This window comes from Aporhodopirellula sallentina SM41, from assembly GCF_000346505.1.
Taxonomy (GTDB): Bacteria; Planctomycetota; Planctomycetia; order Pirellulales; family Pirellulaceae; genus Rhodopirellula; species Rhodopirellula sallentina.
In genome coordinates this window covers 18,410-31,305 of sequence record NZ_ANOH01000068.1, presented here as the reverse complement: position 1 = coordinate 31,305, position 12,896 = coordinate 18,410, and the positions used below count along the sequence as shown (strand labels likewise).

Here is a 12,896-nt window from a genome sequence, read left to right as displayed (position 1 = left end):
TGGAAGAAAAGGAACGTCAACCATCGGCGCCCGAGAACACCGACTCCGACAACGCGGTCACGGAACTAGCCGCAGACGAAAACGCGGACTCGACGGCGGAACCGAACCAGCCAAAAGGTGACACGCAATCGATTGACAGCGTTCCCGCCGCTCCCGCGATCGAGTGGAGTTCGGAAATGCTGGCCCTACGCAAAGCAATCCGGGCGACTCGCGATCTGTACAACCAACCGCTCAGCACCCAAGTCATGCCGCCCTCGGCCGTGATGCAGGCGTGCGTGGCATTCGGCAGCGATGCGGAACTGCTTATCAACGCCCGCACACGTCAAAAGGTCAACGCCGTCGGAGCCCTTTGCTGGAACTATCCCTGTGCCGGCAAACGATTGCTGGTGGCGACACAGCAAAACGTTATCCCTCGCATCGGCCACGGCCTGCAATCCAAACGCGGCGAACTGCTCGCGACGTTCGCGATGGCAGCGATCAGTGTCGAGAACGAAATTCGGATCGGCGAATCGTCAGGAACGATCGGTGACCTGGTCCGTTGGGAACAATCCAACGTCCGCTCCGGTGTGGACCTTTCACGCGTCCTCTTTGCACTGAGCACTTACCTCAGCCCCGATGTCACGTGGACTAACAGCAAGGGCGAAACCTGGTCGCTCGACCGCATCGCCGAAGAAGAGCTCAACCGCAGAGTGTCGGTCACCAAAGCCGACGCGATCGATCGGCTGATCGGCCTGACCCGGTACGTTGTTTGTGCACGCCGACATGACCTGCCTCGCACCGGCCGACACCTGCAAGTCGAACGCTACGTCGCGAGGTTCCACGACCACGCGATACAGCTCCAAGGACGTGATGGCAAATGGGGGCCGCTGTACTTCGGCTATTCCGCCTCGACTGACCCGAACGCTCTTTCGCGTCAGATTGTCGGCTCGACCGATCAGGAATCGTTGTTCAGCACAGGCAACATTCTGCTCTGGCTTACCATGTCGTTGACACCGGAACAGTTGCAAACACCCGAGATCGTTCGCGCCGCCATCGCCGTCAACAATGGCTTGGCCAGCAACCGCAAACGGAACAAACTCAGCACGTTCAGCCCCCACGAACTCGACATGTCGATGCGCTGCGTTCGGGCGATCTCCGAATACAACCGACGTGTTTTCGAAGCGGCAGAACATAGTGCAGAACATAGTAAGGTCGCGGCGAAAGAAACGAACGAAATGAAATAGACGCGCATGCGGCCCCAACGTGTGCCGTCGTCTCACTACGAAAGTTCAACGCGTCCTGCGAATTCGTAGACGCGGCTCTCATGGTTGCTGCCACGCTCGTCGTTGGCACTATTGGCCGCTCGGATCTGCAACCGTCCCGACGCCAACCACAATCGGTATCGCGTAGCGCAGCACCTCGCCGTCGTAGTATGCCGCGACGCCGCATTGGTTTCTTTCCACATCGTCTCGCAGGATGGCGCGAATTCGGTCCGCCCCGCCTTTGACAGGCACCGATGCGGCCAACTGTTCTTCCACCGCGAGGTCGACTTTGTATTCTGCAAAACGCAGACTCTGCAGGCCCGACGAAACCAACGCGTCTGCAAACTCACCCCGTGAAAGGGCGTGAACATGAGACGGGTCGCGGTACCGTTCGAGTTCGTCGTAGTGTTCCACATGTTCCTGCGGGAGTGAAACGTCGGCGACCAACACGCGTCCTCCCGGTTTGCAGACACGCACCATCTCACGCAGCACCGCGTCGGGATTTTGGAAGTGATGCATCGAATAACGCGTCACCACCAAGTCAAACGAAGCCTCATCGAACGGCAACCGATCCGCGTAGCCTTCGATCCACTCGGCGTTTTCGATCCCGCGAGTGGTTTGCAAATCGCGAGCTTGCCGGAGCATTTCCGGTGTCAGATCAATGCCAGTGACGTGTCGCACTTTGCTCGCGAAGTGACACGCCACCAACCCAGGACCGCACGCGACATCGAGCATCTCCATGCTCACGTTGGGTGACGCCATTTCGACGAGCACATCCATCGACGTCGAATGCCCCGGCAGCCGAGCGAACGGCAACGCTTGCCGAGTAAACTGCTCGATCGTTAACGAGTCGTGTTGTCTAGAATCCATTTCAATGCGATATCCGGTAGAGGGGAGAGATGCGTCAAATCCAACGTCCTAATTCAGACGTAACGAAGCAGACACACCCCCGCTGCCGTGGGTTCACATGCGAAGGCAATTGGCATCCAGGTCAAGTGAAACCGCAACACGATGGGAGTCACCTTTCCAAATTGGGGGCAGACAACTCAACCAGCCAACCAACCTCTACCAGCCAACCGATGGACTCTCGAACCGGTCTTCCGTGTCCGTCATAGAAAGACAGTCGCTGCGTGACACGTAGCTCGGTCTTTCCAAGACCGAGACGAAACCAATTCGAACAAGCTCGCCCTACGAAGAACCACGTCACTAGAACCACGTCATCCGACACCGTGTGTCCGCTCGACGCGAACACAGTGATCGCATGCGTGACCCTTTTCGTGAAATCGCTCACTTCACCGACGCAGTCCCTCGCTCTTTCAACCACACACCCGAGGGCCAAAGACGAATCAACTGCGGATTGAGGTCACCGGCAAAATTCAAAATCAAAGCTCCGGACCTCGCGACGCCGTGGCTTGGACGCGGCCGCGCTTAATTTGCGAGCCCTCGTTCACGACACCCCAATCACGACATGAGGGCGGCCGATTTCCCCTCGCTGGCCAAAACAAACGCCAAAAACGCTCAAAAACCGCACTAGGCAGTTAATCACCGCAATTCACGGCCTAGCTGCCGAGATGTCAACATAAAAAAGCAAAATCCGCCACTTTGCCAATTGTTAACACTTGACATAAACGCGAGTGGGGAGATACTTACCTGTACCGCCGCACTTACGGCGATCATCCGAAACAGAAAGATCACTTCCATACGATCATCTGACCCACACCCCTTTTCTTTAATTTGCAGGTATTTTGAGATGAAACGTTCGATCCGCTCGGGCTTCACACTCGTCGAACTGCTCGTGGTCATCGCCATCATTGGCGTCTTGGTAGGATTGCTCCTGCCCGCCGTCCAGGCAGCACGAGAAGCCGCACGCCGTATGAGCTGCAGCAACAACTTCAAACAACTCGGTTTGGCCATCCACAACTATCACAGCGCCTACAACCAACTGCCACAACAAGCGACCGGTACCAATGACCGGGCTGCTTTCGGCAACGGTGGCGATTGGTGGAGCCAGTCCCAAGACGCCACCATGGGCAAGCTCTCCGCACTCGGCGGATTGCTCCCGTTCATGGAACAACAGGCCATCTGGGAACAACTCGCGAACCCCAGCATGCAGAATGCTGACGGAACGACCCGCCCAACCGGCGATCCTTGGCCAGCAATGGGCCCGAGCCCAAACTACTGGGTCAACAATGGCGGATACGTGCCATGGGTCACCCAAATCCCAACCCTTCGCTGCCCAAGCGATCCAGGTGAAGGTCTTCCTGCAGCCGGCCGTACTAACTACGCAGTCTGCATGGGCGACTCTGGAAACCTGATGTATCGCGGTTATCGTCCTCTCGCCAACGGTCGTCACCTGGACAAACTGACCAGCGCCGAAGCAGAGAGCATTCGCGGTGCAGCTCGCGGTGTCTTCATCAACTGGTACACCACTCGCTTCCGTGACATCCTCGATGGCCTCTCGAACACCATCGCCATGGGTGAAATCGCAACCGACCTTGGTGACAAGGACAAACGAACGATCTCGCAAACGTCGACCAAGTTCTGGGGCGGTGAGCAAATCGCCAACCCATCGGTTTGTTCGGACACCGCTGGCCTGATCGACACCGAGCGTCCACAGTTCTGGGCATCAGGAACGACAGTTTCCGACTCGACCAACGGTCGTGGTTATCGCTGGTTCGATCAACTGACTCCTTACACTGTCATGAACACGATCTTGCCACCTAACCGTGAACTCTGCGGCTTCTCGCACGACTTCTGGTTGACGGTTGCTCCACCATCGAGCCGTCACCAAGGTGGTGTTCACGTGCTGATGTCAGACGGTGCGGTCAAGTTCATCACTGACTCGATCGAAGCCGGCAACTCGCGTGGCCGAGCTCCCGATGCAGGCTACAACCCAGGAGCCAAGAGCACCTACGGTTTGTGGGGTGCACTCGGAAGTCGTGCAGCGAAAGAAACGATCGAAGAACAGTTCTAGTCAACAATCACCACCGCGGGTCAGCCGAACCAAACCTCGGCTGACCCGTCGTGATTGTCAACGCAATTCGAAGTGCCAGGTTGTCGCTCTCACGAAGAAAGGCATCCTGGCTTTTTTTCAAATGTGTCCAGGGATCCGCTGAGGCAGCCACCTCGGCACTCATCCCCATTTCGATGTCAATCTATTAACACCCCAAGTCCGATGAAATTAATCAAGTTGTTCCTGTTAATGTCGTGCCTGTGCCTCGCCGTCGGATGCGGTGACCCACAACCACAAAACATGCTCGAAGGCGCCGAAGAATCCGAACTGGAAGACATCCGCCAACGACTCGAAAAACAACAGCAAGAACGTGCATCCCAAACGGATCGCCCCGAAGGCCAGTAGTAGTCTGCAGGCCAGTTGGGTTCTGCAGTGCAGTTAGGGTTTGCAGTTCAATAACGATCTGCAAGTCGCTTCGCGTTCGCCGATTTCCCCACACGGCGTTCAGCGGAGCGATAACCATTTGCCTCGCAGAGCCATCCCGGTTTATCCGCCCTTGAGTTGAGTTCCCCACCTCAACCTCTTCTGCGTCCCCTGAGATGCACGCGTCCTTTGAAACCTCCGCGGCTCTTGAAATAAACGCCACCGTTTTTCCGGTGGCGTTTTTTCGTTTCGATCCCCAGAACGCTCCCGTTGAAAGGCTCCGACGCGCTGCGGGACTCTGTTTGTGGCGATGATTCGTCGGTGTTCCCTGGGGTAGGACTCACACAGAAGTTTCCTGCAACCCGCACTTGGCGTTAACACGATGGTCATACGCGCCTGCTAAAGTTCGCCGGAAGTCGAATATCAGACGCCGGACTGCCTGTCAGCACGCGAGTTTCGCGCGCTCGCGGTGAGGATCACTCGTGAAAGGGCGGTCGGTTCCCCAACTTTCCTCTCAAGGAAGTGAACATGCAACGGCCTGCCCCAACGCCGGTTCGGACCTTGTTGGTGAGCGATGTGCACCTGGGGTGCAAACACTCGCGAGCCGAAGAATTCCTCGTTTTTCTTCGACGCTTTCACCCCGAATCCATCTACCTGGTTGGCGACTTCATCGACGGTTGGCGAATCAATGCCGGTTGGCACTGGTCACAAACGTGCGACGACATCATCACGCACCTGATGACGTTGGCAAACGGTGGCACGCGGATTCACTATGTATCCGGAAACCATGACTCCTTTTTGAGAAACCAAGCATTCCAATCGGGATGCCTCGCCTCGTTCCCACAACTCGAGATCGGAAACGAGTTCTTCTTCGAAACACTCGGCGGCTGGCGATTCCTGGTCACCCATGGCGACCAATTTGACTGCGTCGAAGAAAACGCACAGTGGCTTTCAAAAGGAACAACCACACTTTACGACGCGTGCCTCGGCTTGAATCGTCTTTGGCACAAGGCACTTCTTCCCAAAGACGACAACCCGTACGGTGGTTGCTCGGTGCTCAAGGACAGAATCAAACGATGGATTCGGTTTGTCAGCGGTTTCGAGAACAAACTCCTCGAACACGCCAGACGCAACGCATGTGATGGCGCGATCTGCGGCCACATCCACACCCCCGATATCGTTTCCGGTGATCAGATGTGGTATCTCAACACCGGCGATTGGGTCGAAAATTGCACCGGACTCATCGAACGTTACAACGGCCAAATTCAGTTGGTACAGCGGTACAACGAAGACATGTTTCTGCAGTTGCCGGCCAAAGAAGAGGCTTCGCAAACCGCAGAAGCAACAGACCACATCAAAACACACGGACTCGAAGCGTCCCTCGAACAGCCCAACCAACCTGTCGTCGCATCGGATTCAGCTCACGAATACGCCGCGTGACGCCGAGCCATCATCCGTCCCTTCGCGTCTCTCTTTCAAACTTCGCTTGCTCGTAGGCGATGCTTCCGACCGGCATTATCTACTGTCGTCCGCGGCAATCCGCAAACGATCGCGACTTGCTTTCGCGCAGTCTTTCTCTCTCGATGATCTCTCTCGATCAACTCACACGCTTGCTCGAATCGCAACCACGCCGTTCGGTCAGCGATCAACTGTCGACGCTTCGCCTGCAATTGCGATCGACATGATTTGAAAAATGTCGCCTACGCTCCACCTTCGTCGGCGATGGAACGCGACTTGCGATCTCCAACGTGGTGAACTGTTTTTCAATCACACGTATGGAGTCCCTCATGTCGAACCGAATGAAATTTAGCGATGCCGCGACCGTTGGCCCCCAGCCGAGAGAAGCGGAATTGAAATCACTGGCCGCCGACAACTACCAGGCTGTGATCAATTTGCGAACCGAAGGGGAAGACGACCAACCAATGTCGCCCGCGGAAGAGGCCGACGTGGTTCGTGCACACGGAATGGAATACCTACACCACCCGGTTTCCATGGATGCAATCGACGAGTCTTTGGTCGACGCCTTTCGCCGGCAATACGTTGCCCTCCCTAAACCGGTGTTTGTTCACTGCAAGAGCGGTAAGCGAGCCGGCGCCATGATGATGATGCACACCGCCGCCGAGAACGGCATGTCCGGGGAGGAGGCACTCGAAAAAGCCAAAGAGATGGGTTTCGAATGTGACCAACCCGAACTCGAAAAGTTCGTCAAGCAGTACGTCAACAACCGTTCGCAGGCGAAGACCACGTAGCGTCCAACCGACAACGCGGCTTCACTCGAGTGTGTGGACGATACCACTTTGAAATCATCCTTGAGGTGCCGATCATTCGTCCGCGTTTGCCAAACAGGTTTCCAAGCAAAGGAGTACCCCACCATGACGATGATTTTTGAGACGATTCAGACCGAAGGCATCGCGCAGATGTCTTATTTCATCGGTGATGACTCGGCCGGCTGTGCGGCGGTGATCGATCCACGCCCGAATGTCGACGTGTATCTCGAGTTGAGCCGCCGACACGATGTCGCGATCACACATATTTTCGAAACACACATCCATGCGGACTTCCTCAGCGGAGCACGCGCTCTCGCGAGACGAACCGGCAACGCGAAGATATGCGTCAGTGGCGAAGGCGAGGCGACCTACGGTTTTGATGCTCACCGAATCTGCGATGGCGAACGCTTCGCATTCGGCGAGGTCACTTTGACGGCTCGACATACGCCCGGTCATACCCCCGAGCATCTTTCGTATGAGCTTTCGAACTCCGAAGGCGATCAAGTCCCTTGGGGAGTCCTCTCGGGTGATTCCCTTTTCGTTGGCTCCGCCGGGAGACCTGATCTGCTCGGCGAAGACGAAACCGAAGAACTGACCCGGGCTCTTTTCGACACGCTCCAATACTACTACGCCAAACTTAATACAGGCGTCATTATCTTCCCATGCCATGGTGCAGGATCGGGTTGTGGCGCCGACATCGGTGATCGCCCTACGACCACCATCGGCTATGAACGAAAGCACAACCCGTTCCTCCAAATTGATGACTTGGAAGAATTCAAATCCTACGTCAATGACGGCGCCCCACCGGTACCGCAGCACTACCCAATTCTGAAGAAGCAGAACGGGGACGGACCGGTCGCGTTTCCCAACGTTCCTGTCGTCCCGGGTATTCCGCCTCAACAATTTCACGAGTTGTCTCGCGAAAATGCTTCTGGCACCGGACAAGTCCAAATCGTGGACACGCGTCAGATGCTGGGCTTTGGCGGAGGGCATGTCCCTAGTGCGATCAACATCGGCGATCGCCCCGAAATGTCTGTTTGGGCGGGTGACATGCTCGATCACGACCGACCGGTCGCCTTGATCGTTGAAGACGCCACCAAACTCGACTGGATCGTTTGGCACTTCGCCTACGTCGGCCTTACTGATTTCGCCGGCTACCTCGTCGGCGGCATGAAGGCATGGCAGAACGCTGGCTTGCCGTTGGAGACTGTTTCGCAACTCTCTGTACACGACCTCAACGCCAATCTCGATCGATATCAGATACTCGACGTACGCTCACCGGACGAATACGAATCGGGGCACTTCCCGAACGCACGTCACTGTTACGTCAGCGATATGCGAAAAGGCGAACACCACAAAGTAGGCTTGAGCAAGACAGATCCGATCGCGGTTTACTGCGGCAGTGGATACCGAGCAAGTATCGCCGCTAGCATTTTGAAACGGGACGGCTTCCAAGACGTTTCTAACATCCCCGGCAGCATGCAAGCATGGAAAAACGCAGGTTACCGAGCGGCATGAATCGGGGTTCAACGTTCCTCGACCTATCCTCCGATCGGCGTTCGCCGCGGCTACACGATACAAGCGGCTAAACGCCCACGGGCGAATCCGGTTACCGAGGTTGTTGGATAAGTTCTCAACGATGCGTTTACACGTTCGCTTATCTGCATCTCTTTTTTTGACGCGTGACGAACCAACGCGCTAGCAGTAGACCCTATAACTACGGTTACGCCGCGACTCATCTGCGAGGCGTCGTTTGGTACCTGAAATCATGCCTGAGCGACTTGTCACTCGAAACCGATGTGGTGTGCAACCACGGTCAGCATGACGTTTGCGGGTATCGGTCCCCAATCGATCAACTCGTCAGGCCTCCATTCGCTCATGAACCGTTTGCAAACAGTTTTGCTCGTCAGTGTCGCTGGGATCGTTTCGAGTCTTTTCGGTAGCGACGGCATCGTACACGGGCAATCCCAATCGATTGTTACCGGAACTGTCACAAACTCTTCCGGCGACCCCATCGCTGGCGTGAGTGTGAACACGACCATCCCCGTGCCTGATTCCCCACGTGGGCATTATCGCAACGTCGAACCGGTGCAGACGGATGCGCACGGTAGGTTTGATTTGAAGGCGATCGACTTCCCAACGCGTCTGATTCTCGGATTCACCAAACTAGGTTTCGTCGATCAATGGGCAACATCCACATCCGATGAACCGTTGAACGTTGCGATGCATCGCAGGCGAACCATCAGTGGAACGGTCAAGGATTACAAGGGCAACGTTGTTTCGAACGCGCGAGTGAACGTCGTTTCCCTCGACGACATTCGTTTCCCCGTCTTGCGTTATACCACCGATGAATCCGGCGTATTCCAAATCGATCAACTTCCGGCACCCCCGTTTCGCCTCGTAGCTACCGCTGAATCGAGCAGCCCTCAGACAGTGGACGTTGATTCCCAAACGCCGCAAAACCAGTATGAGCTACGACTGTTGCCTGGACGCAGAGCGACCTTCATCGTCAAAGATACCAAAGGAAATCCAGTGGCGGACGCATCGGTCGGCTCCGTAAAATGGCGTGGCCATGCAGGATTTGAGATTCAAGACCGCACCGACTCTCAGGGCCGTTGCACTTTCCGTTCGGTCCCATCAGACGAGGTGCAATACATCGTCTCGCATCCTGACTATCGCGACACCACGATTCCCTTCGCCGCCGCAAAAGACGCTTGCGAAGTCATCCTCACGCCGTTGGAGGTCGGGCAGTTTTCGGGTGCTGTATTGCCAGGCGTTGATCATCACCCTTCCCTTGGGAGGGTAAAAAAAAGCGGCACGGCCTCGTTATCGGAGGAGGACCGTTTCGAAGGCATCGATCCCGGGACCGGAAGCCGCGGTTATCAATCAATGCATCTGTGCACCGCCGATGGAAACGTGATCCGACCGTTTCTCCAAGATCGAGAACTCGCTCTGCGCTATTGCCGCCATGGATCACCAAACATCTCAGCGGACGGTTCGACGGTTGCCTTCGATGCACGCGAGGACGCCCCCGGCTACGACTGGCAGGACGGACACGTGATTGTCGCCGATTCGGACGGTGGCAATGCCCGAGTTCTTTCCGACGGAATGATCCCCAGCCTCTCACCCGACGGCAGTCACATCGCGTTCAGCCGCGTGTCGAAGCACGGTTCGAAAGATGGTGCGAGAGGGCAATCGATCTGGACAATGAAGTGCGATGGAACCAACCTAAAAATGGTCGCCGACACGGGAGCCTGGGGTGTGCACTGGACCGCGGACGGACGGTCACTGGTGTTCATCGGAGGAGTCGACTCGGACGGCAGCTATCACCGTTGGGATCATCTCCGACTCTATGATCTCGAAACCGAAAAAACCCAATCCGTGTGGTCTTCTACGGAATCTCCGTTCAGCTCCGTCGGCTTTCATTTCAACACGAGTCATCGCGGTCGGTTGGTGGTCCTCACCGGTCGATTGCGAGAAGGCGGCGAGGCATTCGGCGTACTCGATCTGGATCGCGGGCTCGAATCTCTTCGACTGGTTCAGCCCTCGCGTTCCGGCGCGATTCCGGTGATGCAGCGAACGATGGAATTTCACGTCAGCAACCGTTTCTTGATCGTGACCAGCGGCGAAGGTGGGACGCGTCACCCGGAGCTTTGGTCGATCGACGGACAACAGGTTCGACAGAAGTTTCCAGGCCTCCCCGTCGACCGCGAAGTCAAAGACGCGATCTACACGCTCGATGGACAACACCTGATCGCGGTGATCAATAGCGTCGGAAATTGATACCGGATTCGAACGTTCCGTTTGTATTGACCTCCCGATGTGCGTTTCGACTCGTGAAGTTTTGCTGAGCCGCGGATGCCCCACTACGATGCGGCCTGACTGCTCGTCCGCGCGTTTTTTTGCCGGTCCGCAGACCATTCGTTCCATCGATTGGATATGCTGGGTAGCGATCGATAGATTCCCTCCAAACGCTCCCACCTCCAATAGTTACGAGAATCCGATGCCCGTAGCCCCCGCCAAACGCACGACCGGATCAGGCAGGAACCGTCCCCCTCTTGCACTGCAACGAATCGCTCGTTGTGTCGTGCCGATGGGCCTCATTGCCGCCGTGCTTTTGGAACCGGCGCAATTCGTCGAGGCCGCGTCCGAACCATCTCGGGAAGACCGCCCTAACGTGATTGTTATCCTGACCGATGACATGGGGTATGCGGATTTGGGAGCCACCGGCAGCGATCAGATCCTCACGCCAAACATCGATCGTTTGATGAGCGATGGTGTGAACTTCACCAATGCGTATGTGACCGCATCGGTGTGCTGCCCGTCACGTGCGGGGTTGCTGACCGGGCGATATCAACAGCGTTTCGGCCATGAGTTCAATAACTTCTCGATTCCCGCCGAAGGCTTCACCAGCGACGACATGGGGTTGAGCGTTGACGAAAGGACGATCGGCAACGCCTTTCAAGATGCCGGATACACGACCATGTGCGTCGGCAAATGGCACATGGGCGGCGGCGAGAAATTCGATCCGTCGCGGCGCGGTTTCGATGAAGTGTTCGCGATCGAGGCCGGTCACCGAAGTTATTGGCCCTATACGGGGAAGGCGAAAAGGTCCAATCGGATTCAAATCAGCGCGACGGAGTTTTTGCCTGAGGACCGCGTGACTTACCTCACGGATGACTTGACCAACGCCGCGGTTGATTTCATCGATCGCCATCGCGAAGACCCGTTTTTTATGTACCTGGCCTACAACGCGCCGCATGGCCCGATGCACGGGAAGGAAGCCGACAAGGAGTTCTATGATTCGATCACCGATCCGAAGCGGCAAACGTATGCGGCCATGATGAAGGCACTCGACGAGGGCATCGGTGAAGTGCGTCGGTCCTTGATCGACAACAAAATCGACAAACGTACTTTGATCATCTTCACCAATGACAACGGAGGGGCGACGAGCAACGGTTCCGACAACGGACCTTACCGAGGAATGAAGGGATCCAAATGGGAAGGCGGGGTGCGGGTGCCGTTCAGCCTCACGTGGCCCGGACGACTGCCCGATGGAGCCGACTACGATTCGCCTGTCAGCACGCTCGACATCCTTCCGACGAGCCTCGCCGCAGCCGAGATTTCCTACCGCGGTTTGCCGCTCGACGGAGTCAATCTGCTTCCGTATCTCGAGAACGGCGAAACCGGTCTTCCTCACGACATGCTGTTTTGGCGACGAGGGGTCGCGGCGGCAGTTCGCGCGGGACAATGGAAACTGATTCGAGTGGAGGGCAACCCGGATTTGCTGTTTAACCTCGAGGCCGATCCGAGCGAGCGGTCGAACGTTGCTCCAAAGCACCCTGAAAAAGTGGCGATGTTGAAGGAGCGTTTGGCCCAGTGGGAGAGCGAGCTGGCGCCGCCCAAATGGACCGAAGGCGAGAAATGGAGTCGGAACCAAGTTCTCAAGCACCAAATGCGGGTCCAGACCCGGCGACAGGAGCGACAGTATCCATAGCCTGCGACGCATTGACCGGTGTCCGTCGATGGAGACGACCGTGGAAACCCACGCATTGTGCAAGTTTGCGAATCCGAGCTGGTTGCGCCGCCGATTTGCACGCGGTTGAACGGTCTGCTGCGGCGAGCCTGAAGAGTATTGAGTGCCCGAAATTACCCGCGACAACGTGACTTTGAACTGATCAACGTGACGTTTCCAAAGGGCATCGGGAAGGAATGCCGCTCAATACTGCGTTTCTTGGTCGCGAAATTGCCTTCGATGGCGGAAAGCGTTTGCCACCAACCGCGTTTGTCGATTACTCTATGGGTTCCTGCCGCGGGGATCCCCTCCCCGCAATATTCCCGCCTTTGCGTGTCAGAAACTCCGTTTTCGCACGTTCCCATTGCACGACCGTTTGCGCCCCTTTTTCGTCTTCGATATCGAGCGAACCGGCGAACCAATCGTGCAAAAAACAACTTGATTCCCATGTCGAAAATCCATGAGTCTCGGTTTCCAATCTTGGGCGTTTTTGGGCT

Annotated in this window: 9 protein-coding genes; 8 read left to right on the top strand and 1 reads right to left on the bottom strand. The window is 56.4% G+C overall.

Features of this window, described 5'->3' with window-relative positions; translation table 11 throughout:
* A partial coding sequence (locus RSSM_RS33590; protein ID WP_044300947.1) for a hypothetical protein occupies nt 1-1,223 on the top strand: 1,223 nt, incomplete at its 5' end.
* Between the two features lie 108 nt (nt 1,224-1,331).
* Here the strand turns inward: RSSM_RS33590 and RSSM_RS03835 are convergent.
* Nucleotides 1,332-2,111 carry a class I SAM-dependent methyltransferase gene (locus tag RSSM_RS03835; RefSeq protein ID WP_008674691.1) on the bottom strand — a complete coding sequence of 260 codons (780 nt, stop codon included), beginning with the start codon at nt 2,109-2,111 and terminating at the stop codon, nt 1,332-1,334.
* Between the two features lie 880 nt (nt 2,112-2,991).
* Between RSSM_RS03835 and RSSM_RS03825 the strand changes: the two genes are divergently transcribed.
* The 7 genes from RSSM_RS03825 to RSSM_RS03790 all read left to right on the top strand — a co-directional run bounded on the left by RSSM_RS03825 (nt 2,992) and on the right by RSSM_RS03790 (nt 12,381).
* Entirely contained in the window at nt 2,992-4,215 is a 1,224-nt protein-coding gene (locus RSSM_RS03825) for a DUF1559 domain-containing protein (RefSeq protein WP_008674685.1), read from the top strand.
* 201 nt (nt 4,216-4,416) lie between these two features.
* The gene (locus RSSM_RS03820) at nt 4,417-4,599 is read left to right on the top strand and encodes a hypothetical protein (protein WP_008674683.1); all 183 of its coding nucleotides are present in this window, start codon (nt 4,417-4,419) and stop codon (nt 4,597-4,599) included.
* Between the two features lie 546 nt (nt 4,600-5,145).
* Nucleotides 5,146-6,057: a UDP-2,3-diacylglucosamine diphosphatase gene (locus RSSM_RS03815; RefSeq protein WP_085979978.1), complete on the top strand. Its 912-nt coding sequence runs from the start codon at nt 5,146-5,148 to the stop codon at nt 6,055-6,057.
* 347 nt (nt 6,058-6,404) lie between these two features.
* A complete protein-coding gene (locus RSSM_RS03805) occupies nt 6,405-6,866 on the top strand; it encodes a beta-lactamase hydrolase domain-containing protein (protein WP_008674677.1) in 462 nt (153 codons plus the stop codon).
* Nucleotides 6,867-6,989: 123 nt separating this feature from the next.
* Nucleotides 6,990-8,402, top strand: a complete 1,413-nt coding sequence (locus tag RSSM_RS03800) for an MBL fold metallo-hydrolase (protein ID WP_008674675.1) — start codon at nt 6,990-6,992, stop codon at nt 8,400-8,402.
* A gap of 360 nt (nt 8,403-8,762) precedes the next feature.
* Nucleotides 8,763-10,667 carry a carboxypeptidase-like regulatory domain-containing protein gene (locus tag RSSM_RS03795; protein WP_160168090.1) on the top strand — a complete coding sequence of 635 codons (1,905 nt, stop codon included), beginning with the start codon at nt 8,763-8,765 and terminating at the stop codon, nt 10,665-10,667.
* 220 nt (nt 10,668-10,887) lie between these two features.
* Entirely contained in the window at nt 10,888-12,381 is a 1,494-nt protein-coding gene (locus RSSM_RS03790) for a sulfatase (RefSeq protein ID WP_008674670.1), read from the top strand.
* Nucleotides 12,382-12,896: the final 515 nt, after the last annotated feature.

Coding starts and splice junctions, on each gene's coding strand:
- RSSM_RS03835 (WP_008674691.1), bottom strand. CDS start 2,111: ATGGATTCTAGACAACACGACTCGTTAACGATCGAGCAGTTTACTCGG.
- RSSM_RS03825 (WP_008674685.1), top strand. CDS start 2,992: ATGAAACGTTCGATCCGCTCGGGCTTCACACTCGTCGAACTGCTCGTG.
- RSSM_RS03820 (WP_008674683.1), top strand. CDS start 4,417: ATGAAATTAATCAAGTTGTTCCTGTTAATGTCGTGCCTGTGCCTCGCC.
- RSSM_RS03815 (WP_085979978.1), top strand. CDS start 5,146: ATGCAACGGCCTGCCCCAACGCCGGTTCGGACCTTGTTGGTGAGCGAT.
- RSSM_RS03805 (WP_008674677.1), top strand. CDS start 6,405: ATGTCGAACCGAATGAAATTTAGCGATGCCGCGACCGTTGGCCCCCAG.
- RSSM_RS03800 (WP_008674675.1), top strand. CDS start 6,990: ATGACGATGATTTTTGAGACGATTCAGACCGAAGGCATCGCGCAGATG.
- RSSM_RS03795 (WP_160168090.1), top strand. CDS start 8,763: ATGAACCGTTTGCAAACAGTTTTGCTCGTCAGTGTCGCTGGGATCGTT.
- RSSM_RS03790 (WP_008674670.1), top strand. CDS start 10,888: ATGCCCGTAGCCCCCGCCAAACGCACGACCGGATCAGGCAGGAACCGT.